This window comes from Bacillus pretiosus (assembly GCF_051294775.1).
GTDB classification, from domain to species: Bacteria; Bacillota; Bacilli; order Bacillales; family Bacillaceae_G; genus Bacillus_A; species Bacillus_A wiedmannii.
The window spans coordinates 167,982-194,813 of sequence record NZ_JBPPHF010000004.1; the positions used below are offsets into that span (position 1 = coordinate 167,982).

A 26,832-nucleotide genomic window follows, 5' to 3' on the forward strand; every position below is an offset into this window, starting at 1 on the left:
AAGGACAAGGGGGAGACGGGAATGCATTTTAAACTATCAGAAGAACATGAAATGATAAGAAAAATGGTTCGGGATTTTGCTAAGAACGAAGTAGCACCGACGGCAGCTGAGCGTGATGAAGAAGAGAGATTTGATCGTGCACTATTTGATCAAATGGCAGAGCTTGGTTTAACCGGCATTCCGTGGCCTGAAGAATACGGCGGAATTGGAAGCGATTACTTAGCGTATGTAATTGCTATTGAAGAATTATCTCGTGTTTGTGCTTCAACAGGTGTAACGCTGTCTGCACACACTTCACTTGCTGGTTGGCCAATTTTTAAATTTGGAACGGAAGAACAAAAGCAAAAGTTTTTACGACCGATGGCAGAAGGAACGAAAATTGGTGCATACGGTTTAACGGAACCAAGTTCTGGTTCAGATGCTGGCGGAATGAGGACAACTGCGAAACGAGATGGAGACCATTACATTTTAAATGGATCGAAAATCTTTATTACAAATGGCGGTATTGCTGATATTTATGTTGTTTTTGCGTTAACTGATCCCGAATCGAAGCAGCGTGGTACGAGCGCGTTTATTGTGGAAAGTGATACACCAGGATTTTCAGTTGGGAAGAAGGAAAGCAAGTTAGGGATTCGCTCTTCACCAACAACTGAAATTATGTTCGAAGATTGCCGTATTCCTGTAGAGAACCTACTAGGGGAAGAGGGCCAAGGATTTAAAGTTGCGATGCAAACATTAGATGGCGGCCGTAATGGTATTGCAGCGCAAGCAGTCGGTATTGCGCAAGGGGCTTTAGATGCTTCTGTAGAGTATGCAAGAGAGCGTCATCAGTTTGGGAAACCTATTGCGGCGCAGCAAGGAATTGGCTTTAAACTTGCAGATATGGCAACGGATGTGGAGGCGGCACGTCTTCTAACATACCAAGCGGCTTGGCTTGAATCGGAAGGGCTTCCGTATGGGAAAGAGTCAGCGATGTCAAAAGTATTTGCAGGCGATACAGCGATGAAGGTGACGACTGAAGCGGTACAAGTATTTGGTGGTTACGGTTATACGAAAGATTATCCAGTAGAGCGTTATATGCGCGATGCAAAGATTACACAAATATATGAGGGAACACAAGAGATTCAAAGGCTTGTAATTTCTCGTATGTTAACGAAGTAGGAGCAAAGGCGTAGGTATTTTCCTACGCTTTTTCCTTCCAAAAAATAATAGAGAGAGGTGAAGGGGATGGTTAAACATAATGTACATGCGTCCGTGAAAGATGAAAAATTAGTTGCGTTAAGACGTGAACAAATGATTAAAGGTGCGGTGCAATTGTTTAAGCAAAAAGGGTTCCCACGTACAACAACGAGAGAGATCGCGAAGGCGGCTGGGTTTAGTATTGGAACACTTTATGAGTACATTCGTACAAAAGATGATGTTTTATATTTAGTTTGTGATAGTATTTATGAACATGTAAAAGAAAGATTAGAGGAAGTAGTGTGTACAGAGAAGGGAAGTATAGAAAGCTTAAAGATAGCGATAAAGAATTATTTTAAAGTGATGGATGAATTGCAAGAAGAAGTATTAATTATGTATCAAGAGGTACGTTTTTTACCGAAAGAATCACTCCCATATGTATTAGAAAAAGAGTTTCAAATGGTCGGAATGTTTGAGAATATTTTAGAGCAGTGTACAGAAAATGGGACATTTACATTAAATAAAAAAGAGATACAGCTTCTTGCACATAACATTTTCATACAAGGACAAATGTGGGGATTTAGACGTTGGGCCCTGCAAAAACTGTATACGCTTGAAGAATATACAGAAATGCAAATTAGGTATGTACTGCAAGGAGCGCATATGTTTCCGAAATAAGGAATAGACAAATTATAATTTTATTATCATATTAAAGTTTCCCGTTTTTTTTGTAGCATATTTGTGCGACTTTTGTTTATAATGAATAGTATGGATTTTTTTAAGCAGACCGTTATATATAAGGTTATATTTGAAGAAAGGAAGTGCCGCATAAGTGAATTTTAAGCAATATTCACCAGAAGAGCTAAAAGAATGTTCAATGATTGAAGTTGTACATAGCGTTTTAGGGGATAAAAGACAAGCAACGACATTCAACGAGTTGGTTCGAGAAATCGCTCAAGTGCTGGGACTATCTCAAGAGCAAGTTAATGCGAAACTCGCACAATTTTATACAGATTTAAACATCGATGGACGTTTCATTAATTTAGGAGAAAATCGTTGGGGACTACGTAGCTGGTACCCATATGAGCAAATTGATGAAGAAATCTTACCTCAGCCAAAACCGAAGAAGAAACGTAAAGTTGAAGAGGACGGTTTTGACGACTACATCGAAGAAGATGAAGACTTCGACGATGCAGACGCAAATGAAGAAGAGGTAGAAGATTTGGACAAGGTTCTTGAAGAAGAAGACGGAGACGACGATGATCTTGATGATTTAGATGAAGATGATGACGATGACTTCGCCGAAGAAGAACTTGAGTACGATGAAGCTGAAGCTGAAGAAGAAGAAGAGGAAGAACTGTAGTTCTTGACTTTTCATTATCGTCCATGTAGAATCATTTTTGGGCTCTTTAAAAAAGGACGATAATACTTTTAAAGTGTAAATATAAAAGAAAATTGCTCCCTACTTATTACTTTATGTGATGAGGGGAGCAATTTTCTTTTTTGTTTTTTGTTTAGAAAATAAAAAGAGTCTAACAATAAGATGGATACAGTGTTATCTACATACGTTGCGCTTTGCAACGGTGATTATATAACAGCAAAATAGGAGGGAGCTTTTTCATGACTAAGTATATTTTTGTAACAGGCGGTGTAGTATCGTCTTTAGGAAAAGGTATTACAGCAGCATCTCTTGGAAGACTTTTAAAAAATCGTGGTTTAAACGTAACGATTCAAAAGTTTGATCCATACATTAACGTAGACCCAGGGACTATGAGCCCATACCAACACGGTGAGGTATTCGTAACAGATGATGGTGCAGAAACTGATTTAGACCTTGGTCACTATGAGCGTTTCATTGACATCAACTTAAACAAATACAGCAACGTAACAACAGGTAAAATTTACTCTTCAGTTCTTCAAAAAGAGCGTCGTGGTGAATACCTAGGAGGAACAGTTCAGGTTATTCCTCACATTACTAACGAAATTAAAGAGCGTGTATACCGTTCTGGTCGCGAAACAAACGCGGACGTTGTTATTACAGAAATTGGTGGAACTGTTGGTGACATCGAGTCTCTACCATTCTTAGAAGCAATCCGTCAAATTAAGAGCGACATCGGTCGTGACAATGTAATGTACATTCACTGTACGTTAATCCCGTACTTAAAAGCAGCGGGTGAAATGAAAACAAAACCAACGCAACATAGCGTTAAAGAGCTTCGCAGCTTAGGTATTCAACCAAATATTATCGTTGTTCGTACAGAATTGCCTGTTTCTCAAGATATGAAAGACAAGCTTGCATTATTCTGTGACATTGATACAAAAGCAGTTATCGAAGCACGCGATGCAGATACTTTATATGCGGTTCCATTATCTCTTCAAGAACAAAATATGGACCAAATCGTTTGCGATCACTTAAAATTAGACAATCCAGCTGCAGATATGACAGAGTGGACTGCGCTAGTTAATAAAGTACGTAACCTTTCTAAGAAAACAAAAATTGCTCTTGTTGGTAAATACGTAGAGCTTCAAGATGCATATATTTCTGTTGTAGAAGCACTTCGTCATGCGGGTTATTCATTCGACACAGATGTAGAAGTGAAATGGGTAAACGCTGAGCACGTAACACCAGAGAACGTACAAGAATTAGTTGGTGACACAGATGGTATCCTTGTACCTGGTGGATTCGGCGATCGTGGTGTAGAAGGTAAAATCGTTGCAATTCAATATGCTCGTGAAAACAAAGTTCCATTCTTAGGAATTTGCCTAGGTATGCAACTTGCATCAATCGAATTCGCACGTAACGTATTAGGATTAGAAGGAGCTAACTCTTCTGAAATTAATCCTGACACACCTTATGCAATCATTGACTTATTACCAGAACAAAAAGATGTAGAAGACTTAGGTGGCACACTTCGTCTTGGTCTATACCCATGTAAGCTTGCTGAAGAAACAAATGCTTACAATGCTTACAACGAGCCGGTTGTATATGAGCGTCATCGTCATCGTTATGAGTTCAACAATCAATTCCGTCCGGATATGGAAAAAGCAGGATTTGTATTCTCTGGTACAAGCCCAGACGGTCGTCTAGTTGAAATCATTGAATTAAAAGACCACCCTTGGTTCGTGGCGGCACAGTTCCATCCAGAACTTGTATCTCGTCCAAACCGTCCACAACCATTGTTCCATGACTTCGTAAGTGCTTCTATTACGAATAAAGAGAGCAAGTAATAAAAAAAGCGCCTGAAATAGGGCGCTTTTTTTAATATTCATTTAACATTTCATCGATTGTAAATTTGATCCCATGATATGCAAATAAAGCTATCATTAAACTTGGGAATCCGTAGCGATTGCCTTCATCGTCTGGAATAAGGCCTTTTAACAGCTTAGTATCAATATGTACATCTGTATATTGTTCTAGTGATTCAGTACCTTCTTGAATAGCAGAGATGCCGACAATAGAGTGTCCATCAGCTTGAAGTTTTTTTGCCATTGCTACAACTTCTTCATCTGTTGAAAAACGGCTAATAAGAAGTACACGGTCTGCAGAAGTTACTTCTACTTCTTTACCATTTTCAAATAATCGTTTTGCTTGCTTCATTGGCTCAGTACCGAATAATGCTTCAGCGACAACGCCCTCCATTTCATTTGTACCATGTAAATAAATGAAACCGTCGCCGACTAATGCTTGAGCAAGTAGACGGGCGCTATCTTCTATATTCATTTCTTCTTTTTGAGAAACTCTGGAGAAATAACCACTTAATTGAGTTGAAAAAATTTTTAACATAATGTTACTCCCTTTCGTACGTGTTTACCGGCTTTCATTATAGTTTATTTTTTTAGAAAGGTGAAATCGAAGGGTAGCATAACAAAATAGGAAACGGTAAAATAAGAAAGAATAGGAAGGAATTTGCCAAAGAATAGCGAAAATTAATCGTTAAGATATAAGAAGCTTTAAATCTTGTATTTACACAGAAAGGTTGGGAGTTATGGAAGGTAAAATTTTAATCGTTGATGATCAATATGGCATTCGTGTGCTATTACATGAAGTGTTCCAAAAAGAAGGTTATCAGACATTCCAAGCAGCGAATGGATTTCAAGCTTTAGATATCGTGAAAAAAGATAATCCAGATTTAGTAGTGTTAGATATGAAAATTCCAGGTATGGATGGTATAGAGATTTTAAAACATGTAAAGGAAATTGATGAGAGTATTAAAGTAATTTTAATGACTGCTTACGGAGAGCTTGATATGATCCAAGAAGCGAAAGATTTAGGAGCTTTAATGCACTTTGCTAAACCGTTTGATATTGATGAGATTCGTCAAGCGGTGAGAGAACAGCTTGCTGTAGAGGCGTAAAAAATGAATTTTTTATAAAAAATATGGAAAAAAGCGTTTACATGGACTATTGAGCAGGTGAATACGGTTGAGTTTTTGAGTACAAGTTGTTATCCTATTGAGTGTAGAAAAAAGTCCGGTATGTAAATATACATATTTTACCTTATTCTGGTCATACTACCAGCGATAAGAACTTATCGGATACAAAAAACGTTTTTTAGGAGGATTCACCATGCCTTTAGTTTCTATGAAAGAAATGCTAAACACAGCACTAGAAGGAAAATACGCAGTTGGTCAATTCAACATGAACAACTTAGAGTGGACTCAAGCTATCTTAGCTGCTGCGGAAGAAGAAAAGTCTCCTGTAATCCTAGGTGTATCTGAGGGTGCAGCTCGTCATATGACTGGTTTCAAAACAGTTGTAGCTATGGTTAAAGCTTTAATCGAAGAAATGAACATCACTGTTCCTGTAGCGATTCACCTTGACCATGGTTCAAGCTTCGAAAAATGTAAAGAAGCAATCGATGCAGGTTTCACATCTGTAATGATCGACGCTTCTCACCACCCATTCGAAGAAAACGTTGAAACTACTAAAAAAGTAGTAGAATACGCACACGCTCGTAACGTATCTGTTGAAGCTGAGCTTGGAACAGTTGGCGGACAAGAAGACGACATCATCGCTGAAGGCGTAATTTACGCTGATCCAGCAGAGTGTAAGCACCTTGTTGAAGCAACAGGTATCGATTGCCTAGCTCCAGCTTTAGGTTCTGTACACGGTCCTTACAAAGGTGAGCCTAACTTAGGATTCGCTGAAATGGAACAAGTTCGTGACTTCACTGGCGTACCTTTAGTATTACACGGTGGTACTGGTATCCCAACTGCTGATATCGTAAAAGCTATTTCTTTAGGTACTTCAAAAATTAACGTAAACACTGAGAACCAAATTGAGTTTACAAAAGCTGTTCGTGAAGCATTAAGCAAAGACCAAGAAGTTTACGATCCTCGTAAATATATTGGACCTGGCCGCGACGCTATTAAAGCAACTGTTGCTGGTAAAATGCGTGAATTCGGTTCTAACGGTAAAGCGTAAGAATAAAATTCCGTTTTGGAAACCGTCTAGTCTTTTAGACGGTTTCCTTTCGTTGTATAATGAAAGCGTGAACAAGTCGAAAGATTTTTATCATTTTGTTTTTGAAATAGAAAATAATGTGCATAGTCCTATTAATAAATGTGATAATGTATCTAAATTGATAATGTAAATTCGATGAATAGTTAATCTTTATCTATTCGTACTACGGGAGAAATGAAGATAATGGTTTCCTATTTATTGAGTGTTAGGGTGGAAAGAGTGATTGAGATTCTTAAGGGGAGCTTTCTATAAGGATATAGAAAGTAAATACATTCACAAGAAGGGAGCTCAATATGGAAAAATTGCTAATTGAAGGCGGAAGAGCTTTAAATGGAACAATTCGAGTGAGTGGTGCAAAGAACAGCGCCGTTGCACTAATTCCAGCGACAATTTTAGCAGATACTCCAGTAACTATTGGTGGTGTCCCTAATATTTCGGATGTGAAAATGTTAGGAGACTTGCTAGAGGAGATTGGAGGAAGAGTAGCTTATGGACAGGAGGAAGAGATGATAGTCGATCCTTCTAACATGGTTGCAATGCCTTTACCGAATGGAAAAGTGAAAAAATTGCGTGCTTCTTATTATTTAATGGGTGCGATGCTTGGCCGTTTTAAAAAAGCTGTTATTGGGCTTCCAGGTGGATGTCATTTAGGACCGAGGCCTATTGATCAGCATATTAAAGGATTTGAAGCGTTAGGTGCACATGTTACGAATGAACAGGGTGCGATTTATTTAAGAGCAGATGAATTGCGCGGGGCACGTATTTATTTAGATGTTGTTAGTGTAGGAGCTACAATTAATATTATGCTAGCAGCTGTGCGAGCGAAAGGTAGAACTGTTATTGAAAACGCAGCGAAAGAACCAGAGATTATTGATGTAGCTACATTGTTAACAAGCATGGGTGCACGCATTAAAGGTGCGGGCACAGATGTAATCCGAATTGATGGTGTGGATTCACTGCACGGTTGTCACCATACGATCATTCCGGATCGTATTGAAGCGGGTACGTATATGATTTTAGGAGCTGCATCAGGAGGAGAAATAACGGTTGATAATGTGATTCCTCAGCATTTAGAGTCAGTTACAGCGAAGTTAAGAGAAGCTGGTGTCCAAGTTGAAACGAACGATGACCAAATTACAGTGAACGGTAATAGAAGGTTAAAAGTAGTTGATATAAAAACTCTTGTATATCCAGGATTCCCAACAGATTTACAACAACCATTTACAACGCTTTTAACAAAGGCGCACGGAACGGGTGTTGTAACGGATACGATTTACGGCGCACGCTTTAAACACATTGATGAATTACGTCGTATGAATGCACAAATTAAAGTGGAAGGTCGTTCGGCAATTGTAACTGGTCCTGTTTTATTGCAAGGTGCAAAAGTGAAAGCAAGTGATTTGCGAGCTGGAGCGGCTCTTGTTATTGCAGGGTTAATGGCGGATGGAATTACAGAAGTAACCGGACTTGAGCATATTGATCGAGGTTATGAAAATATAGTAGACAAGCTTAAAGGTCTTGGCGCAAATATTTGGCGAGAACAAATGACAAGCCAAGAAATTGAAGAGATGAAGAACGCATAAGTGATACTTCCGCAAGGGGGAAGCGAAGCATCACTACTTGCGGAAGTATACTTTGTAGAGAAACACGGTTCACAAAATACGGCAGAAATATAAAGACTTAAAGGAGAGGGATTATCGTGGAAAGAAGTTTATCTATGGAGTTAGTACGTGTAACAGAGGCTGCAGCATTATCATCAGCGCGTTGGATGGGGCGCGGGAAAAAGGATGAGGCAGACGGTGCAGCAACATCAGCTATGCGTGATGTATTTGATACAATCCCGATGAAAGGTACAGTTGTAATTGGTGAAGGCGAGATGGACGAAGCACCAATGCTGTATATCGGAGAGAAATTAGGTACAGGATATGGACCACGTGTAGACGTTGCGGTTGATCCTTTAGAAGGGACAAACATCGTAGCAGCTGGTGGATGGAATGCTCTTGCTGTTATTGCAATTGCAGATCATGGTAATTTGTTACATGCTCCTGACATGTACATGGATAAAATCGCGGTTGGCCCAGAAGCGGTTGGGGCGGTCGATATTGATGCGCCTATTATCGATAACTTACGTGCGGTTGCGAAAGCGAAAAATAAAGATATTGAAGATGTTGTAGCGACAGTTTTAAACCGTCCACGTCATCAAGCGATTATCGAAGAAATTCGTAAAGCTGGTGCTCGTATTAAATTAATTAACGATGGCGATGTGGCTGGAGCAATTAACACTGCATTTGATCGCACAGGTGTAGATATTTTATTCGGCTCTGGTGGAGCACCTGAGGGTGTATTAGCAGCAGTTGCATTAAAATGTTTAGGTGGAGAAATCCACGGAAAGCTTCTGCCTCAAAATGAAGCTGAATTAGCTCGTTGTAAAAAAATGGGTATTGAAGATATAAATCGTATCCTTCGCATGGAAGACTTAGTAAAAGGTGACGATGCAATCTTTGCGGCAACAGGCGTAACAGACGGAGAACTATTACGCGGCGTTCAATTTAAAGGTAGCGTAGGAACAACACAATCCCTTGTTATGCGTGCAAAATCAGGCACAGTACGCTTCGTAGACGGACGTCATAGCTTGAATAAAAAACCGAACTTGGTTATTAAATAAAAAGTGCAAGCGGCTCGTTCAGAATCGCAGGGCATTGGAACTCTCGACCTTGAAGCGCTTTTTGCTTCGAGCGAGAGAGTGAAATGACCGGAGATTCTAGCCGCTGGAACTGGATTGAGTAAAAGGCTTAAGTGGCTCGTTCAGAATCGCAGGGCATTGTAGCTCCTGACCATACTAGCTACTGGAACTAGGTTAAATAAAAGCGAAGACAAATTTTCTTGTCTTCGCTTCTTGTATTTGTGTTTCAACGTATTGATTAAAACTAGATAAAAGGGTTACAATAGTGAATATTACCCTACTTGAACTTATTGCCTTTCATTATTAATTATTTGCCTTCCGTATTTTTTCCCTTTACCCATGTGAAAAGAGAATAACGTTAAAGTGTGGTGTCTGAATGAATTTGTCAATTGCAGCATTAGAAAACATGAAATTAAAAGAGTTATACGAGCTTGCGAAAGAATTTAAGATTTCGTATTATAGCAAATTAACGAAAAAAGAGTTAATCTTCGCTATCCTAAAAGCTCGAGCAGAAAAAGAAGGTTTCTTCTTCATGGAAGGCGTATTAGAAATTATTCAATCAGAAGGATTTGGATTCCTACGTCCTATCAACTATTCTCCAAGCTCAGAAGATATTTATATCTCAGCTTCGCAAATTCGTCGTTTCGATTTACGTAATGGAGACAAGGTTTCTGGTAAAGTACGACCTCCGAAAGAAAATGAACGCTATTTTGGATTATTACAAGTTGAAGCTGTAAACGGAGATGATCCAGAGTCAGCAAAAGAGCGTGTGCATTTCCCTGCATTAACACCATTATACCCAGATCGCCAAATGAAATTGGAAACGGAACCGAAAAAGTTACCGACACGCATCATGGATTTAATCGCACCAGTTGGATTTGGACAACGTGGTTTAATTGTCGCGCCTCCAAAGGCTGGTAAAACAAGTCTATTAAAAGAAATCGCACACAGTGTTACAACAAATCACCCGGAAGCTGAATTAATTGTACTTTTAATTGATGAGCGTCCAGAGGAAGTAACAGACATTGAACGTTCTGTTAAAGGAGATGTTGTAAGCTCTACTTTTGATGAAGTGCCAGAAAATCATATTAAAGTAGCGGAACTTGTGTTAGAACGTGCAATGCGTCTTGTAGAGCACAAAAAAGATGTTATCATTTTAATGGATAGTATTACCCGTTTAGCGCGAGCTTACAACCTTGTTATTCCGCCAAGTGGTAGAACATTATCGGGTGGTATCGACCCAGCTGCCTTCCATAGACCGAAGCGTTTCTTTGGAGCTGCACGTAATATTGAAGAAGGCGGTAGCTTAACGATTTTAGCAACAGCGCTTGTTGATACAGGATCTCGTATGGACGATGTAATTTACGAAGAATTTAAAGGAACTGGAAATATGGAACTTCACTTAGATCGTTCATTAGCTGAGCGTCGTATCTTCCCGGCAATTGATATTCGCCGTTCTGGTACACGTAAAGAAGATCTATTAATTCCGAAAGAACATTTAGACAAGCTATGGGGTATTCGTAAAACAATGCGTGATACACCAGACTTTGTCGAAGGTTTCTTACGTAAACTTCGTCAAACAAAGACAAATGAAGAATTTTTACAAAACATTGTTGCAGACTCAAAAAGATATGTAACAACTAAGTAAAGGGAAAAGATTGGGACTCGCTTATTTTGTGGTAAGCGAGTTTTTTATGTTTTTTAAGTGAATATTAGAGAGAGTAATATATGGGAAAAATTTTATTTTTTGAGATGAAAATTATATTTGGGTCGAGAGTTTGAAGTGTCCTGGATTCTGAACGAGCCGGTTGCGCTTTTAATTATATCTAGCTCCAGCGGCTAGAATCTCCGGCCATTTCGCTCTCTCGGTCGAAGCAAAAAGCGCTTCTTGGTCGAGAGCTCCAATGTCCTGCGATTCTGAACGAGCCGGTTGCGCTTTTAAATTTTAAAAAGACAAAAACAGGTAGTTGCAAAATGGAGTTAGCCTTGTTATAATTTCATCATATGTGTTTCATCAATATAGTTGTGCAAGCAGCTGAAGATGAAAAACTCTGTTTCGAAAATGATTCAGGGCGGAAGGAGATGAAAAGAATGAAAGCAGGAATCCATCCAAATTACAATAAAGTTGTATTTATGGACACGAACACAGGCTTCAAATTCTTAAGCGGGTCTACTAAAGGCTCTAGCGAAACTGTTGAGTGGGAAGATGGTAACACTTATCCATTACTAAAAATTGAGATCAGTTCTGATTCTCACCCATTCTACACTGGACGTCAGAAGTTTGCTACTGCAGACGGACGTGTTGACCGCTTCAATAAGAAATACGGTATCAAGTAATAAAGAACATAAAACAGGCAAGTGTATGTATTCGCTTGTCTGTTTTTTTTGCAAAAATATTAAACCTTTACCCTACTTTGGATTAGGAAAGTAGATGAAAGGAGAGCTCAATGTACTTAATGAATCAAAATGGTTGGATTGAAGTGATTTGCGGGAGTATGTTTTCTGGAAAATCAGAAGAGCTCATCCGCCGTATACGACGTACGCAATTTGCGAAACAACATGCGATTGTATTTAAACCATGTATTGATAATCGTTATAGTGAAGAAGATGTTGTATCACATAATGGATTAAAGGTTAAAGCAGTTCCTGTTTCAGCTTCAAAAGATATATTTAACCATGTAGCAGAAGAAATGGATGTTATTGCAATCGATGAGGTACAATTTTTTGATGGGGACATTGTGGAAGTGGTGCAAGTATTGGCAAATCGTGGCTATCGTGTCATTGTAGCTGGATTAGACCAAGATTTCCGTGGTCTACCATTTGGACAAGTTCCTCAGCTGATGGCGATTGCTGAACATGTAACTAAGTTGCAGGCAGTGTGTTCTGCATGCGGATCTCCTGCAAGTCGTACGCAACGTTTAATCGATGGAGAACCAGCGGCATTTGATGATCCAATTATTTTAGTTGGGGCTTCAGAATCGTATGAACCACGTTGTCGTCATTGTCATGCAGTACCTACAAAACAAAGATAAATGAAACTCGCTATGTAGAGCGGGTTTTTTTCGAAAATAGATGAAGATTGGTGGCCGGCTCTTCGTACAGCTAAGAACTTTAGGCAGTCAGAGCTGAGCAAGCCGCTTACGCTTTTAAATATTATCTAGCTCCAGCGGCTAGAATCTCCGGCCATTTCACTCTCTCGCTCGAAGCAAAGAGCGCTTCAAGGTCGAGAGTTCCAAATAGCCTGCGATTCTGAGCAAGCCGCTTACGCTTTTAAATATAATTTGCGTTTTTTTGATTAAGTACCATATACTATTTGTATTAGATACTAGGATGTAGAGGTGAATGGTGTGTTAGATCGTTTGCAGGCTGTAGAAGATCGTTATGAGAAGTTAAATGAATTGTTAAGTGATCCAGAGGTTATTAGCGATACGAATAAGCTTCGTGAGTATTCAAAGGAACAATCTGATATGCAGGAAACGGTAGAGGTGTACCGTGAGTATAAAGATGTTCGTGAGCAATTAAGAGATGCAAAAGCAATGTTAGAAGATAAGTTAGACGCTGATATGCGTGACATGGTAAAAGAAGAGGTTTCTGAATTAGAAGGGCAAGATAAAGAATTGTCAGAGCGTCTGAAAATTTTACTTGTTCCAAAAGACCCTAATGATGATAAAAACGTTATCGTTGAGGTTCGTGGTGCTGCTGGTGGTGACGAGGCCGCTTTATTTGCTGGTGATTTATATCGTATGTATAGCCGTTATGCTGAGGTACAAGGTTGGAAAACTGAAATTATCGAAGCGAGCTATACAGAGTTAGGTGGATATAAAGAGATTATCTTTATGATTAACGGTAAAGGTGCGTTCGCGAAGCTGAAATTCGAGAATGGTGCTCACCGTGTACAACGTGTTCCTGAAACGGAATCGGGTGGACGTATTCATACATCTACAGCAACTGTAGCTGTATTACCAGAGGCAGAAGAAGTAGAAATTAGTATTCATGAAAAAGATGTTCGTGTTGATACGTTTGCTTCTAGTGGTCCTGGTGGACAAAGTGTTAATACAACGATGTCAGCGGTACGTTTAACGCATTTACCGACTGGTGTAGTTGTATCGTGTCAGGATGAGAAATCACAAATCAAGAATAAAGAAAAAGCGATGAAAGTATTACGCGCACGTGTTTATGATAAGTTTAGACAAGAAGCGCAAGCTGAGTATGATCAAAACCGTAAACAAGCTGTTGGTACGGGTGATCGTTCAGAGCGTATTCGTACGTATAATTTCCCGCAAAACCGCGTTACAGACCATCGAATCGGTTTAACGATTCAAAAGCTAGATCAAATCTTACAAGGTAAGTTAGATGATTTCATCAATGCCTTAGTGATGGAAGATCAGGCTCAAAAGATGGAGGCAGCTGAGTAATGCGTGTCTATGAAGCCCTGAAATGGGCTTCTTCTTTTTTACAGGAAAATGGACGAGATGAAAATGCGGGAGAACTTGTCCTTTGTCATGTATTAAAGACGAACAGAACCGGAATGCTCATGAATATGCGTGAAGAAATAACTGTGGAACAAGAAACGAGTTTTACGGAGTTTATTCACAAGCATGTAGAAGGTATTCCTATTCAATATATGATTGGTTATGAAATGTTTTATGGACGGTCGTTCTTTGTGAATGAAGAAGTATTAATACCCAGACCGGAAACAGAAGAGCTTATAGTGGGAGTGTTAGAAAGAATCGAGCGTCATTTTGGCGATGAGAAACTACATGTGGCGGACATTGGTACAGGTAGTGGAGCGATTTCTATTACGCTTGCTTTAGAAAATAAAAATCTTCATGTGTATACGGTAGATATTGCACAAGAGTCGATTGAAGTTGCAAAAGAAAATGCAAAAACTTTGGGCGCAGAAGTAACGTTCTATCATGGTGATTTATTGTCACCATTTTATAAAACAGGTCAAAAGTTAGATGTTGTTGTTTCAAACCCTCCATATATACCGGAAGAGGATTGGCGTGGCCTTTCTCCTGTGGTGAAAGAGCATGAGCCAAGGAGAGCACTTGTTGGCGGTGAAGACGGATTAGATTTCTATCGCCGTTTTATGGAAGAGTTGCCGAATGTGTTGCAGAAGAAAGCAATTGTGGCATTTGAAATTGGAGTAGGGCAAGGTGAGGATGTAAAAGGGTTGTTACAACAAGCTTTTCCACATGCTCATGTTGAGGTTGTTTTTGATATTAATGGAAAAGATCGTATGGTATTTGCAGAGATGGAGTAAGGTTCACACCTTACTCTATTTTTTTGCGGAAAAATTTATATAGATTTTGAATTTAATAGTTTAGAAAGATGAAAGTCTGTCCACACTGTTTGTAGAAGGGACGGTGGAGGAAATGAAAAAACAAGTTATTGCTTATCTTCTTCTATTATTAATTGGTGCACAGTTGCTTGTGCAGTTTGGATATATGAAAGCTGATGCGAAAGGGCCTTCAGTTATTCCGAAAGAGGCCGTTCGATTACGGATTTTAGCAAATAGTGATTCAGATAAAGATCAGGCTTTAAAGCGCAAAGTGCGTGATGAAGTAAAAGCACAAATTGATGGATGGGTAGCAGATTTAACTTCATTTGAAGAGGCACGTAAAGTCATTCAAAGTCATATTCCAAAAATCGAAAAAACAGTGGCAAATACGTTGAAAAAAGAAGGAAGTAAAGATTCATTTCAAGTGAAATTTAGTAAGAATGTAAAGTTCCCTACAAAGGTATATGGTAATTTTATTTATCCAGCAGGGGAATATGAGGCGGTATTGATTACAATTGGGGAAGGTGAAGGGGCAAACTGGTGGTGTGTATTATTTCCACCGATGTGTTTCTTAGATTTTTCAAGTGGTACAGCTGTAAGGAAGGAAGAACATGTTGTGAAGGCTGAATCTCCTGAAGAGGGGGAAGTTAAGGAGCAAGATGAGGAAGTAGTGGATGTACCAGAGAAGAAAGAGGATAAGGTGAATGAAAAGAAGGTTGTAAAGCAGGAAGTCGCAAAAAAAGTAACAGCTTCTGAAAAGAAAATAGTAAAAAATGAAACGAAAGTAGAAGAACAACCTGTAAGTAAAGAAGAAACAAAAACTGTGGAAAAAGTGGAGAAACCTGTGGAACAAAAGCAAGAAAAACAAAATGAGTATGTAAAAGTAGAGGAGGAAGAAGAAAAGCCAGAAGTTAAGTTATTTATTGTAGAAGCTTTTACATCTTTATTCTCTAAATAGTACTATTAGTAGGTCCCTTCTCATATATAACAAAGAGGAGGGATTTACTATGAAGAAAGTATATTTTGCTACGAAAGCAGATGTGGAAAGATTGCATTCTTTTTTCGGACAAGCTAATAAAAAAGATGATAAAATAAATGAGTTGTACGCGCAATTTATGATTTTGGAAGAGGCGGAAGAAATACGGGCTGTCATTGGATATGAACAAAGTGAAGAACACGCACTGATTCGTTCTTGTTTATTCACACCTAATGTGGATAAACAGACTTTCTTATATTTTTTTGAAATGTTTTTGCAGTATATGAACGAAAAAAATATTCGACAATTGTACTTACTAACAAATCATCCACAATCTATAACAATCTTTCAGTTTTTTGACTTTGTTACTATAGAGAAAGAAAACGTACCAGAGGGAATTCGACAGTTAGAACACTTTTGTAAAAATATAAAAGAGCCAAATGCAATAATACTAAATTGTCAGCTATTCACAAAGTTATCCACGGATTAATTAGGTTTATCCACATTTTGTGGATAAACCTTGTTTGTCTTTTGGATAAATCTCATAGTAAACTAAAAATAGACAAGTATTTCAGGGTAGAAAAGGACGTGGGAAAAAATGCATACAAATATGTGGGTTGTGGATAATGTTGTGGAAAGAAAAAAATATTATCCACAGTTACAAGAAGCAGCAAAATTATTAAGGGAAAATGAGGCGATTGCCTTCCCTACAGAAACGGTATATGGACTAGGTGCAAACGCGATGAATGATGAAGCAATCGCGAAAATTTTTGAAGCGAAAGGAAGACCGAGTGATAATCCACTTATTGTCCACATCGGTACAAAATCACAGTTAGATGGGATTGTGAAAGAAATCCCGCCAGTTGCAGAGAAGTTAATGGAGCATTTTTGGCCAGGCCCATTAACAATTATTTTACCTAGAAAAGAAGGGATTTCAGAGAAGGTGACGGCAGGACTTAATACGGTTGGAGTAAGAATGCCTGATCATCCAGTAGCGCTTGCTCTTATTGAAGAGGCAAATGTGCCTGTTGCAGCACCGAGTGCGAATCGCTCTGGGCGCCCAAGTCCGACACTAGCTTCTCACGTATATGAAGATTTAAATGAGAAAATTGCAGGTATTGTAGACGGTGGTGCGACGGGAGTAGGTGTTGAATCGACTGTAATTGATTGTACGAGCGAGGTTCCAACGATATTACGCCCAGGTGGGATTACGAAAGAACAATTAGAAGCGGTAATTGGTACTGTTTCTTTAGATCCGGCTTTAAAGGACGAGAAGGAAAAACCGAAATCACCTGGAATGAAATATACACATTATGCACCGAAAGCGCCGCTTAGTATTGTTGAGGGCTCACGTGAATTTATTCAGCTTATTGTGGATAAGAAAAAGGAAGAAGGATTTAAAGTAGGTGTATTAACGACGGAAGAATATCAGCATGTATATAGCGCGGATGTTGTATTATCTTGTGGTGTTCGAAGCGATTTAGCTAGCGTTGCGACTAAATTATATGATGTACTTAGAACGTTTGATGCAAGTGAAGTGGATGTTATTTTTAGTGAATCATTCCCGAATGAAGGAATAGGGAATGCCATTATGAATCGCTTAACGAAAGCGGCAGGCCATCAGGTTATTACTGAATCGTAAGGTACGATTAGCAAACCGAATATTTCTCCTCGGATAAGCATATTTTGAAGTAGCACGTCCGAGGAGGGACATGAATGACGTTTGAACAGCTAATACCTTTAATAATTATGGCATTCGCTTTAGGGATGGATGCGTTCTCGGTGAGTCTTGGTATGGGGATGATGACCTTAAAGTTAAGACAAATCCTGTATATCGGTATGACTATAGGGATATTTCATATTATCATGCCATTTATAGGGATGGTATTAGGTCGTTTTTTATCAGAACAGTATGGAGACATTGCACATTTTGCAGGTGCTATTTTATTAATTGGACTAGGATTCTATATTGTGTATTCATCTATTTTGGAGAATGAAGATACTAGAACGGCCCCTATTGGAATTAGTTTATTCGTATTTGCATTTGGCGTTAGTATAGATAGTTTTTCAGTAGGCCTTAGTCTTGGTATTTACGGGGCGCAGACAATTATTACGATATTACTTTTTGGATTTGTTAGTATGTTATTAGCGTGGATTGGTTTATTAATTGGTAGACATGCAAAAGATATGCTCGGCACATATGGCGAGATAGTAGGTGGTATCATTCTCGTTGGATTTGGATTATATCTCCTTTTTCCTATATAATTTTAAATAGGAGGGAGTTATGAATAAATTATTGGAATGGTATATTCGATTTTTAACTTTTTTTCCTAGGTGGTTAAGACGGCTTGTTATTTGGGGTATTATTTTGCAAATTTCACTTTTAGGTTGGATGAAGTTAATTCGCGAATGGTAAAATAGCTCCTTTCTGTGCATAGTTTTATTTATACTATACTGATTGCGCCAAAAAATTATAGATATAGAAAGGATGAGATGAATGACGAGATTGAAGCAAGTTTTTGGTATTATTATTAGTTTTTTTGTTTTTTGGTTTAGTATGCTCGGTGTACAAATGTTTGCTGAGTTTTTAGATATTGAGTCATTGAAGTTTGTTGCGGGAAAAACGGAGGCAGCGCGTGCCTTTTATTCTCCGTATCCGTTTATAATCGTTTTTCTTATTACATTGCTTTCCCTATATTTCTTAGTAATTAAGCTTGGGAAACCGAAAAAAGAGAAAGTATCTACTTTAGAGGAAAAAAAGGAAGAATTACAATGATAAAATCCCTTGCTAAATAGCAGGGGATTTTATGTTTGAGTGATGGAAGTAATTGAGTTACATTCGCTCTCTCGCTCGAAGCAAAAAGCGCTTCAAGGTCGAGAGCTCCAATGCCCTGCGATTCTGAACGAGCCGCCTCCGCTTTTAGATATATCCAGTTCCAGCGGCCAGCTCTTCGCATCTAACAACCTCCCGCACTAAAGGTAAAAAGCACCTTTTGTGCGAGAGAACCTTAGCCGGTCAGAGCTAAGCGGGCCACTTCCACTTTTAGATAGGCCTTACCAATTCGAATTGTTCTCCTAGTTTTGCGTAGTTGTGTCCTGCTAGACGGCTTACTGGTTTTAGTCCTTCTGCATGAATGCGGCCGTTTTCGTATAGGTGTTCTGCGACGTGGAAACGAACGACGCGTCCGATTAGTAGATCGCAAGCTGGTGAGTCTTCTGTTCCGCCAAGAGGGATTGCGCGTTCTAGTACGCACTCCATTCGAATATTTGCTTCTTTTACACCTGGAACGGAGATAACATCACTTTCAATTGGTGTTAGTTTTGCTAGTTCAATTTCGCTTTCATTTGGCGGGAGGTTAGCCGCTGTTTCGTTAATTGCTTCTACGTAAGATTCATCAGAAATATGTACGACAAACTCACCCTTTTCGATTGCGTTTCGAGAAGTATCTTTCGGTGTTCCTGCTTTTCGTTGTACAGAAACTGAGATAAGTGGTGGATTAGCAGCGACAATATTGAAATAGCTATACGGTGCTCCGTTTAATACGCCGTCTTTTGTTACAGAAGTAACGAATGCGACAGGGCGTGGAATGATACTTCCCGTTAATAATTTGTAATTCTCTTTTTCCGTTTGTTCATTTGGATTAATGGATAACATGCGTAAAATCCCCTTTCTAAATATGACGACTTATTGTTTGTTTACAAGATGTTAGTGGAAAACTCCTGCTGAAAATAATATTTTTATTACATAAAAAGAACTTACTTCATTGTGATTGAAGTAAGTTCCGTCTAAATAATCTCGAATTCAAGATAAAAATTATAATAAAACGTATGCCCCAGGTCCGATTAAAGCTACTCCGACAGCAACAGCGATTAACATTAAATTGTATTCATATCCGTTTTGTGTTACCCAGTAACCATTTTTTCCGTGAACAGTGAAGATTGCCATTAACATTGTTCCAACGATAAATAATGAACCAATTGCAGTGAAAATACCTGATGCGAATAAGAAGCCACCTAATAATTCAGTTGCGCCAGCCATAAATGCCATGAATACACCAGGACGTAAACCGATTGACTCCATCCAGCCGCCTGTTCCTTTTAAACCGTAACCGCCGAACCAACCAAATAGTTTTTGAGCACCATGACCCATGAATGTAATACCTATAATAAGACGAATAATAAGAAGACCGATATCCATCATTTCAAAAAAACCTCCTAAAAGTTATTAACTTATCTTATGTAAGTAATAATAAAATAGTTACTTACTTTAGTCAAGTGGGTTTCGAAAAAAGTTTGAAAATAATTTTACAAATTAGCGACAAAAAGCAAAATGTAGTAAAGACCTCTAGACAAGTTGGGTAAAAAAAGAGAAAATATAAGTAGAAGTTAACTTCTTATTGTTATTCAGACAATCAGAATTGACTGGAATTTTGCAAAGAGCTACAATAAGAGTCTATTAGTAATGACGTAATTTATTTCGAAAGCGTTTTTACAGTATAATATTCGAAGTATGAAGTCTTACATGTATCCCGAGTTTTACTAGGGATTGCCCTATAAACTTTTAGGTAAATTATGAGGAGGACTATCCTATGTTTAAAAAATTATTCGGTTTTGGTTCAAAAACAAATGAAGAAACAATCGTAGCTCCATTAACTGGAGCAGTGAAAAATATTGAAGAAGTACCAGATCCAGTATTCGCTGGTCGTATGATGGGTGAAGGTGTTGCAATCGATCCTACTGAAGGTCTAGTTGTATCTCCAGTTGATGGTGAAATCGTACAATTATTCCACACAAAACATGCTGTAGGAATTAAAGCGAAAAACGGTACAGAAATTTTAATCCACGTTGGATTAGAAACTGTAAAAATGGAAGGCGAAGGTTTCGAAGCTCACGTTTCTGAAGGCCAAGCTGTAAAAGCTGGAGATAAATTAATCTCATTCGACTTAGAATTAATCCGTGAAAAAGCGAAAAGTACAATTACTCCAATCGTTATTACAAACACAGATGCAGCTGAGTCTATTAAAACAACTGTAGGCGTAACAGCTACAAAAGGTTCAACAGAAGTAATGAAAGTTAAAATGAAATAATTATTGTATAAGAGGAATCCGTTTCATATGAAATGGATTCCTTCTTTTGTTTTGTAGTACGCTTGCTATGTATGTTAAAATACTCTAGGCACTTGGAAATAGGGTTTCACATATATGTGGATAAGGCGCATTTTTCTTAGAAAAAATATAAGAGAAATGCGCCTTTCGTATATTCACATTTCTTTTGTTCTATTCTTATGTACGTTATGATGAAAGATAGGAAAAAGAAGAAAAGGGGTGGGTTTGGATGGAACGAGTGTTATTTATTTGCACTGGAAATACATGCCGTAGCCCGATGGCTGAGGCGTTACTTCGTCATCATGGAGAAGGGAAGTTTGAAGTGCAATCTGCTGGTGTTTTCGCCTATCCTGGAAGTGATGCGTCGATATATGCAAAGGAAGCTTTAGCTGAAAAGGGAATTACAATCGATCATGCTTCACAACAGATAAATGAAGCTTTGATTGATTGGGCAGATATTGTAGTAACAATGACGGAAAACCATAAGCAAATTGTACTTGGGCATTATCCGAGTGTTGAAAAGAAAGTGGATACATTATATGGAGTAACTGAGGGGATAAGTAAGGATATTTCAGATCCATTTGGCGGTTCACTTTCTATTTATAAAGAAACGTTAGAAGAGATGGAAAAACTTGTACAAACTTTACTGAAAAAACATTCAGAAGGTTGATGTTTCGTGTATAATACGATATTGGAGATTACTTCGTTCCGTTAAGGTAACGAGTGAGAAATGAAGATAATTGATTGAAACTTTGGAGGGGTAAAAATGAAAGTAGTAGTAGCATCTGATCACGGCGGTATGAATATCCGTAAAGAACTTGTAAGTTTATTAGAAGAGTTAAATATTGAATATATTGATTTAGGTTGTGAATGTGAAGCTGGTTCTGTTGATTACCCTGATTTTGCGTTTCCAGCAGCGGAAATGGTAGCGAATGGCGAGGTAGATCGTGGTATTTTAGTTTGTGGGACAGGCATCGGTATGTCAATTGCAGCAAACAAAGTAAATGGTATTCGTTGTGCATTAGTTCATGATACTTTCAGTGCGAAAGCAACGAGAGAGCATAATGATACGAACATGTTAGCAATGGGCGAGCGTGTAATTGGTGCAGGTCTAGCACGTGACATCGCAAAAATTTGGTTAACAACTGACTATGAAGGTGGTCGTCACGAAAACCGCGTAGGAAAAATTAAAACATACGAAACAAAGTAATAGATTCTAACTAGAAGTAGTATGAAATATAATTTGGTGAACCAACCTGTGAAAGGAAGAGGCGTAATGACAGAAATCGTAAAGGTAAGAGAACAGTTACAAATTTCGCTTGCTGATTTCCAAGAACAAGCTTCATTACAAAGTGGACAAATTTTTGTAGTGGGGTGTAGCACGAGCGAAGTGCTAGGAGAAAGAATTGGGACATCAGGAACGATGGAAGTAGCAGAGGCGATTTTTTCTGAGTTAAAACAATTTCAAGAACAAACAGGTATTGAGTTGGCGTTTCAATGTTGCGAGCATTTAAACCGTGCTTTAGTAGTTGAGAGAGAGTTGGCGATGAAATATCAATTTGAAATTGTAACAGTTACGCCTGTTAGATCAGCAGGTGGTGCATTAGCAACATATGCGTATCACAATTTGAAAGATCCGGTAGTAATTGAGTTTATTAAAGCAGATGCAGGAATGGATATTGGTGATACATTTATCGGTATGCATTTAAAGCATGTAGCTGTTCCGGTTCGTACAGGTGTGAAGGAAATTGGAAGTGCGCATGTAACGATGGCCACGACACGTGGAAAACTAATTGGTGGAGCACGTGCTGTTTATGCGGCGAAGGAAGAGACTATAACTTGCCGTTAGACATGAAAAATTATAAAGTCGCATAATAGCCTTATATCGAAAGATAAAAGGTATGTAGTCTGACTTTATAATAGAAGAAAGAAAAGACCGGTTTTCGGTCTTTTTTTTCTTTTATGATATAGAAAGTCATGTTAGAATGTAGTTGAAAACATGAAGGTTCGAAAGAATTACAACCTGAATTTTCGTTTTTTCTGAATAAATGAGAAAAAACTATTGGGAATCGATGTAATTCGTTCAGAAAAGGGGGATTTTGGTGGATCATTTAAAACGTCAAGATGAAAAGGTATTTGCTGCAATTGAGGCAGAACTAGGAAGACAGCGTTCAAAGATTGAGTTAATTGCTTCGGAAAACTTCGTAAGTGAAGCAGTAATGGAGGCGCAAGGTTCTGTTTTAACGAATAAGTATGCTGAGGGATATCCTGGAAAACGTTACTATGGTGGCTGTGAGCACGTAGACGTAGTGGAAGATATCGCACGTGACCGCGCGAAAGAAATTTTTGGTGCAGAGCATGTAAATGTTCAACCACATTCTGGTGCACAAGCGAACATGGCAGTATACTTTACGATTTTAGAGCAAGGCGATACAGTACTTGGTATGAATTTATCTCATGGTGGTCACTTAACACACGGAAGCCCTGTTAACTTCAGTGGAGTACAATATAATTTCGTAGAATATGGCGTGGATGCTGAATCTCACCGTATTAATTACGATGATGTATTAGCAAAAGCGAAAGAACATAAACCAAAATTAATCGTTGCAGGTGCAAGTGCATATCCTCGTGTTATCGATTTCAAACGATTCCGTGAGATTGCAGATGAAGTGGGTGCATACTTTATGGTTGATATGGCACATATCGCTGGTTTAGTAGCTGCTGGTTTACATCCAAACCCAGTACCACACGCGCATTTCGTTACAACGACAACACATAAAACATTACGTGGTCCACGTGGTGGTATGATTTTATGTGAAGAGCAATTTGCAAAACAAATTGATAAATCAATCTTCCCTGGTATTCAAGGTGGTCCACTTATGCACGTAATCGCTGCAAAAGCTGTTGCATTTGGTGAGACACTACAAGATGATTTTAAAACATATGCACAAAATATCATTAATAATGCGAATCGCTTAGCTGAAGGTCTTCAAAAAGAAGGACTTACACTTGTTTCTGGTGGAACAGACAATCATTTAATCCTGATTGATGTTCGTAACTTAGAAATCACAGGTAAAGTAGCAGAGCACGTGTTAGATGAAGTTGGTATTACAGTGAACAAAAATACAATTCCATTTGAAACAGCAAGCCCATTTGTAACAAGCGGTGTACGTATCGGTACGGCAGCTGTAACATCTCGTGGTTTCGGTTTAGAAGAAATGGATGAAATTGCGTCACTTATTGCTTACACATTAAAAAATCATGAAAATGAAGCTGCATTAGAAGAAGCAAGTAAGCGTGTAGAAGCGTTAACGAGCAAATTCCCAATGTACACAGACCTATAATAGATTAAAGAAGACTGCTGAGACGTAATTGTTTTGGCAGTTTTTTTTTTGGACATATATTGTTCGTTAAGTATGTATACAAATGATGAATAAATTTTGGCGATATAATGAAGGATACAGCTCCCATAATTGGTAAAGATACTAGATAGATTCATCGTAAAATCATGATTTTGCCAAATTTGCCCTTGAATATTAGTAGCGTTTTCTTTACAATCGTAAATAGTGTAAAAAAGCGTGCAAACGCATGAATATCATCTAAAGGAGAGATTCACATGGGAAAACTGTATGTATTTGATCACCCGTTAATTCAACATAAGATTACATATATTCGCGATAAGAATACAGGTACGAAAGATTTTCGTGAATTAGTGGACGAAGTAGCAAGTTTAATGGCTTTCGAAATTACTCGCGATCTTCCACTTAAAGACATTGAAATTGAAACACCTGTAAGCAAAGCGACAACAAAAGTGATCGCTGGTAAAAAGCTTGGTTTAATTCCGATTTTACGTGCAGGTTTAGGAATGGTTGATGGAATTCTGAAATTAATTCCAGCAGCAAAAGTAGGACACGTTGGTTTATACCGTGACCCTAAAACGTTACAACCGGTAGAATACTATGTGAAACTTCCAACGGATGTAGAAGAACGTGACTTTATCGTACTAGATCCGATGCTAGCAACAGGTGGTTCTGCAGCTGAAGCAATTAACTCTCTGAAAAAGCGCGGTGCAAAACAAATTAAATTAATGTGTATCGTTGCAGCTCCAGAAGGAGTAAAAGTAGTACAAGAAGAACATCCTGATGTTGATATTTATGTAGCAGCATTAGATGAGAAATTAAATGATCACGGATATGTAGTACCAGGTCTTGGTGATGCTGGTGACCGTTTATTCGGAACGAAGTAAGACAACTGACGAGAGGGGATTCCCTCTCGTTTTTTTGTACTATGATGAGGTAGGGGAGGGGGGATAAATATACATAGTATATACAACATAAGTTGAATACACACCACATATAATATAGAAGTCTTACGTCTAAAGAGCACTATATTATGGAAGGAAAGCGTTATATCGTAAAAATATAATAGTGACAAACTTGTGAACATTTCCTTCTATTATAATGAGAAAACTGCTAGAAATTGCATATCTCTAACCAGTATTTAGAAGGGGAACGTTTTCATTTTTGGGAGGAAATGACTAATACTCAAATTTTTTGATTTTTTACGATTTCTCGTTGACACTGTTAATACCCTATTGTATGCTAACAACGGGGATAGATGGTAGGGCTTTCAGTGACAAAAATACATCTATTCCGTGACGAAAATGTAAACTTTTTAATTTGTATAGGATTTATGCAAAAAAATGAGTTATTATTAACACATCGTGAATGAGGGTTACATATTGGAGGGATGAATCCTTGCAAAAAAACGATCGCAGCCATATAAAAGCTTATGCTTTAATGTCAGGTATTCTTGCTCAGTTAGTCGGTTCTATTCTTATTGGAATCTTTGGTGGGCAGTGGATTGATAGTAAGGTTGGAACGTTTCCATTGTTTCTTATTATAGGGTTATTACTCGGATTAGGAACAGGGATATACGCAATGATTCGACTCATTCGACATTACTATTCGGGAGAGCAATGATGATAGACGTACATGGACTTGTCCAAAGACAAAAGAAATATATGTACTACTTGCTTGCGCTTCTAGTGCTAGGATGGGGATTCACCTCTTACAAGGATGTATTTCTTGGGCTGATTATCGGAACGATTTTCAGTTTTCTTAGTTTGCGCATCATTGCACGTAGAACAGACAAGCTGTTGGATCGCGTAACAAATGGAGAAAACGTGAAGTTTAAGGCGACAGCGGTAAGTACATATTCGAGATTCGCCACGATTGGATTATTAATTTTATTTGCAGCCAAATATCAAGAGTTAATCGCGATGTGGGGCCTAGGTGTAGGATTGCTGACAGGATACCTTGTCATGATCATAGATTTTCTTTATTTAGAGTATAAGAGCAGGGAAGAGAGGTGAATTACTAGTGGAACACGGTAAATTAGTTAAATTTCTAGGTTTAACGTTCGATTTGTCATCAGTTATGATGGTTACTGTAGCAGCAGTTATAGTTTTCTTAATCGCTGTTATCGGAACTCGCAGTTTAGCCCTTCGCCCAACCGGGATGCAAAACTTCATGGAATGGGTGTTTGACTTCGTGAAAGGGATTATCAATAGTACGATGGACTGGAAAACAGGTGGACGTTTCTTAACGCTTGGCGTTACGCTTATCATGTTTATCATCGTATCGAACTTCCTTGGTTTACCATTCATGTATTCAACAGTTGAGGCTGGCGAACATATTGCATGGTGGAGATCACCAACGTCTGATCCAGCAGTTACATTAACATTAGCCGTGATGGTAGTTACCCTCACCCATTATTATGGAATTAAGATGAAGGGTACGAAAGAATACGTAAAAGGTTATTTCCAGCCTATGAAATTCTTATTCCCATTAAAGGTTATTGAGGAGTTTGCTAACACATTAACGTTAGGTCTTCGTTTATTCGGTAACATTTATGCAGGTGAGATCTTATTAGGATTACTTGCTAAGTTAGGCGGGGCATCATTCCTTGGAGCATTAGGTGCGCTTGTACCAATGTTAGCATGGATGGGATTCAGTGTATTCGTTGGATCAATCCAGTCATTTATTTTCGTTATGTTAACGATGGTTTATATGGCTCATAAAGTAAGCCATGACCATTAATATAATTTAAGTAAGAAAAAATTTATTTTTTTATAATACAA

At 38.4% G+C, this 26,832-nt stretch carries 32 protein-coding genes; 29 read left to right on the plus strand and 3 right to left on the minus strand.

Translation table 11 applies throughout. The features are described 5' to 3' along the window. Window positions 1-21: 21 nt before the first annotated feature. The 4 genes from acdA to pyrG all read left to right on the plus strand — a co-directional run bounded on the left by acdA (window position 22) and on the right by pyrG (window position 4,407). Window positions 22-1,161: an acyl-CoA dehydrogenase AcdA gene (gene acdA, locus ACSG5Z_RS21060; RefSeq protein WP_000545531.1), complete on the plus strand. Its 1,140-nt coding sequence runs from the start codon at window positions 22-24 to the stop codon at window positions 1,159-1,161. 66 nt (window positions 1,162-1,227) lie between these two features. Next, window positions 1,228-1,857 (plus strand): TetR/AcrR family transcriptional regulator, encoded by a 630-nt coding sequence (locus ACSG5Z_RS21065; RefSeq protein ID WP_048542708.1) that lies wholly within the window; start codon window positions 1,228-1,230, stop codon window positions 1,855-1,857. 154 nt (window positions 1,858-2,011) lie between these two features. Further along, on the plus strand, window positions 2,012-2,542 hold the full coding sequence (gene rpoE / locus ACSG5Z_RS21070) for a DNA-directed RNA polymerase subunit delta (RefSeq protein ID WP_048542705.1): 531 nt from the start codon (window positions 2,012-2,014) through the stop codon (window positions 2,540-2,542). A gap of 257 nt (window positions 2,543-2,799) precedes the next feature. Beyond that, window positions 2,800-4,407 carry a CTP synthase gene (pyrG, locus tag ACSG5Z_RS21075; protein WP_000170450.1) on the plus strand — a complete coding sequence of 536 codons (1,608 nt, stop codon included), beginning with the start codon at window positions 2,800-2,802 and terminating at the stop codon, window positions 4,405-4,407. Window positions 4,408-4,438: 31 nt separating this feature from the next. Here pyrG and ACSG5Z_RS21080 read toward each other — a convergent pair whose 3' ends face one another. Further along, window positions 4,439-4,963, minus strand: coding sequence for a DUF2529 domain-containing protein (locus ACSG5Z_RS21080; RefSeq protein ID WP_088064869.1), 525 nt, complete (start codon window positions 4,961-4,963; stop codon window positions 4,439-4,441). A gap of 202 nt (window positions 4,964-5,165) precedes the next feature. On the opposite strand from ACSG5Z_RS21080, the gene spo0F reads away from it, so the two are divergent. From spo0F to ACSG5Z_RS21155, 15 genes are all read left to right on the plus strand, one after another. Further along, on the plus strand, window positions 5,166-5,534 hold the full coding sequence (spo0F, locus tag ACSG5Z_RS21085; RefSeq protein WP_000398593.1) for a sporulation initiation phosphotransferase Spo0F: 369 nt from the start codon (window positions 5,166-5,168) through the stop codon (window positions 5,532-5,534). Between the two features lie 211 nt (window positions 5,535-5,745). Further along, window positions 5,746-6,603 carry a class II fructose-bisphosphate aldolase gene (locus ACSG5Z_RS21090; RefSeq protein ID WP_001131858.1) on the plus strand — a complete coding sequence of 286 codons (858 nt, stop codon included), beginning with the start codon at window positions 5,746-5,748 and terminating at the stop codon, window positions 6,601-6,603. A gap of 332 nt (window positions 6,604-6,935) precedes the next feature. Then, the gene (murA, locus tag ACSG5Z_RS21095; RefSeq protein WP_000413258.1) at window positions 6,936-8,225 is read left to right on the plus strand and encodes a UDP-N-acetylglucosamine 1-carboxyvinyltransferase; all 1,290 of its coding nucleotides are present in this window, start codon (window positions 6,936-6,938) and stop codon (window positions 8,223-8,225) included. 116 nt (window positions 8,226-8,341) lie between these two features. Further along, window positions 8,342-9,307, plus strand: a complete 966-nt coding sequence (gene glpX / locus ACSG5Z_RS21100; RefSeq protein WP_000442336.1) for a class II fructose-bisphosphatase — start codon at window positions 8,342-8,344, stop codon at window positions 9,305-9,307. A 394-nt stretch (window positions 9,308-9,701) separates the two neighbouring features. Then, window positions 9,702-10,973, plus strand: coding sequence for a transcription termination factor Rho (gene rho / locus ACSG5Z_RS21105; protein ID WP_001053898.1), 1,272 nt, complete (start codon window positions 9,702-9,704; stop codon window positions 10,971-10,973). A gap of 443 nt (window positions 10,974-11,416) precedes the next feature. After that, on the plus strand, window positions 11,417-11,662 hold the full coding sequence (locus ACSG5Z_RS21110) for a type B 50S ribosomal protein L31 (protein ID WP_000643447.1): 246 nt from the start codon (window positions 11,417-11,419) through the stop codon (window positions 11,660-11,662). A 110-nt stretch (window positions 11,663-11,772) separates the two neighbouring features. Then, window positions 11,773-12,357: a thymidine kinase gene (locus ACSG5Z_RS21115; protein ID WP_000281084.1), complete on the plus strand. Its 585-nt coding sequence runs from the start codon at window positions 11,773-11,775 to the stop codon at window positions 12,355-12,357. 315 nt (window positions 12,358-12,672) lie between these two features. Further along, complete coding sequence (gene prfA / locus ACSG5Z_RS21120) at window positions 12,673-13,740, plus strand: peptide chain release factor 1 (protein WP_002096180.1); 1,068 nt, start codon at window positions 12,673-12,675, stop codon at window positions 13,738-13,740. Beyond that, window positions 13,740-14,591, plus strand: a complete 852-nt coding sequence (prmC, locus tag ACSG5Z_RS21125; RefSeq protein WP_149212938.1) for a peptide chain release factor N(5)-glutamine methyltransferase — start codon at window positions 13,740-13,742, stop codon at window positions 14,589-14,591. Before prfA ends, prmC begins: the two co-directional genes overlap by 1 nt. Window positions 14,592-14,703: 112 nt before the next feature. Further along, the gene (gene spoIIR / locus ACSG5Z_RS21130; protein WP_435712061.1) at window positions 14,704-15,567 is read left to right on the plus strand and encodes a stage II sporulation protein R; all 864 of its coding nucleotides are present in this window, start codon (window positions 14,704-14,706) and stop codon (window positions 15,565-15,567) included. A gap of 49 nt (window positions 15,568-15,616) precedes the next feature. Next, window positions 15,617-16,075, plus strand: coding sequence for a GNAT family N-acetyltransferase (locus tag ACSG5Z_RS21135; RefSeq protein WP_000758432.1), 459 nt, complete (start codon window positions 15,617-15,619; stop codon window positions 16,073-16,075). A 108-nt stretch (window positions 16,076-16,183) separates the two neighbouring features. Continuing rightward, a complete protein-coding gene (locus tag ACSG5Z_RS21140; protein WP_048560279.1) occupies window positions 16,184-17,227 on the plus strand; it encodes an L-threonylcarbamoyladenylate synthase in 1,044 nt (347 codons plus the stop codon). Window positions 17,228-17,301: 74 nt separating this feature from the next. After that, complete coding sequence (locus ACSG5Z_RS21145; protein WP_435712062.1) at window positions 17,302-17,850, plus strand: manganese efflux pump MntP; 549 nt, start codon at window positions 17,302-17,304, stop codon at window positions 17,848-17,850. A 19-nt stretch (window positions 17,851-17,869) separates the two neighbouring features. Next, window positions 17,870-18,001 carry a hypothetical protein gene (locus ACSG5Z_RS21150; RefSeq protein WP_256933053.1) on the plus strand — a complete coding sequence of 44 codons (132 nt, stop codon included), beginning with the start codon at window positions 17,870-17,872 and terminating at the stop codon, window positions 17,999-18,001. 81 nt (window positions 18,002-18,082) lie between these two features. After that, complete coding sequence (locus ACSG5Z_RS21155; protein WP_048542692.1) at window positions 18,083-18,361, plus strand: DUF3935 domain-containing protein; 279 nt, start codon at window positions 18,083-18,085, stop codon at window positions 18,359-18,361. Window positions 18,362-18,628: 267 nt separating this feature from the next. Here ACSG5Z_RS21155 and ACSG5Z_RS21160 read toward each other — a convergent pair whose 3' ends face one another. Together ACSG5Z_RS21160 and ACSG5Z_RS21165 are read right to left on the minus strand one after the other, a co-directional pair. Continuing rightward, window positions 18,629-19,240: a flavin reductase family protein gene (locus tag ACSG5Z_RS21160; RefSeq protein ID WP_073517195.1), complete on the minus strand. Its 612-nt coding sequence runs from the start codon at window positions 19,238-19,240 to the stop codon at window positions 18,629-18,631. A gap of 159 nt (window positions 19,241-19,399) precedes the next feature. Then, window positions 19,400-19,786 carry a DoxX family protein gene (locus ACSG5Z_RS21165; protein WP_087985979.1) on the minus strand — a complete coding sequence of 129 codons (387 nt, stop codon included), beginning with the start codon at window positions 19,784-19,786 and terminating at the stop codon, window positions 19,400-19,402. A 388-nt stretch (window positions 19,787-20,174) separates the two neighbouring features. Here ACSG5Z_RS21165 and ACSG5Z_RS21170 point away from each other — a divergent pair, with 388 nt between their 5' ends. From ACSG5Z_RS21170 to atpB, 10 genes are all read left to right on the plus strand, one after another. Continuing rightward, window positions 20,175-20,672 carry a PTS sugar transporter subunit IIA gene (locus tag ACSG5Z_RS21170; protein WP_435712063.1) on the plus strand — a complete coding sequence of 166 codons (498 nt, stop codon included), beginning with the start codon at window positions 20,175-20,177 and terminating at the stop codon, window positions 20,670-20,672. A gap of 247 nt (window positions 20,673-20,919) precedes the next feature. Next, window positions 20,920-21,360 (plus strand): low molecular weight protein arginine phosphatase, encoded by a 441-nt coding sequence (locus tag ACSG5Z_RS21175; protein ID WP_048542685.1) that lies wholly within the window; start codon window positions 20,920-20,922, stop codon window positions 21,358-21,360. Between the two features lie 96 nt (window positions 21,361-21,456). Further along, window positions 21,457-21,900: a ribose 5-phosphate isomerase B gene (gene rpiB / locus ACSG5Z_RS21180; RefSeq protein ID WP_000869917.1), complete on the plus strand. Its 444-nt coding sequence runs from the start codon at window positions 21,457-21,459 to the stop codon at window positions 21,898-21,900. Between the two features lie 21 nt (window positions 21,901-21,921). Further along, the gene (locus tag ACSG5Z_RS21185) at window positions 21,922-22,539 is read left to right on the plus strand and encodes a TIGR01440 family protein (protein WP_095205689.1); all 618 of its coding nucleotides are present in this window, start codon (window positions 21,922-21,924) and stop codon (window positions 22,537-22,539) included. A gap of 253 nt (window positions 22,540-22,792) precedes the next feature. Further along, on the plus strand, window positions 22,793-24,034 hold the full coding sequence (gene glyA / locus ACSG5Z_RS21190; protein WP_000349796.1) for a serine hydroxymethyltransferase: 1,242 nt from the start codon (window positions 22,793-22,795) through the stop codon (window positions 24,032-24,034). Window positions 24,035-24,306: 272 nt separating this feature from the next. Continuing rightward, window positions 24,307-24,936, plus strand: a complete 630-nt coding sequence (gene upp / locus ACSG5Z_RS21195) for a uracil phosphoribosyltransferase (protein WP_000517539.1) — start codon at window positions 24,307-24,309, stop codon at window positions 24,934-24,936. 371 nt (window positions 24,937-25,307) lie between these two features. Continuing rightward, the gene (locus ACSG5Z_RS21200) at window positions 25,308-25,421 is read left to right on the plus strand and encodes a DUF4024 domain-containing protein (protein WP_048542683.1); all 114 of its coding nucleotides are present in this window, start codon (window positions 25,308-25,310) and stop codon (window positions 25,419-25,421) included. Between the two features lie 26 nt (window positions 25,422-25,447). Further along, window positions 25,448-25,672: an AtpZ/AtpI family protein gene (locus ACSG5Z_RS21205; RefSeq protein WP_001171220.1), complete on the plus strand. Its 225-nt coding sequence runs from the start codon at window positions 25,448-25,450 to the stop codon at window positions 25,670-25,672. After that, complete coding sequence (locus ACSG5Z_RS21210; protein ID WP_000567600.1) at window positions 25,672-26,064, plus strand: ATP synthase subunit I; 393 nt, start codon at window positions 25,672-25,674, stop codon at window positions 26,062-26,064. The genes ACSG5Z_RS21205 and ACSG5Z_RS21210 overlap by 1 nt, the downstream gene beginning before the upstream one ends. A 7-nt stretch (window positions 26,065-26,071) precedes the next feature. Continuing rightward, a complete protein-coding gene (atpB, locus tag ACSG5Z_RS21215; RefSeq protein ID WP_048542682.1) occupies window positions 26,072-26,791 on the plus strand; it encodes a F0F1 ATP synthase subunit A in 720 nt (239 codons plus the stop codon). The last annotated feature ends 41 nt before the right edge of the window (window positions 26,792-26,832 follow it).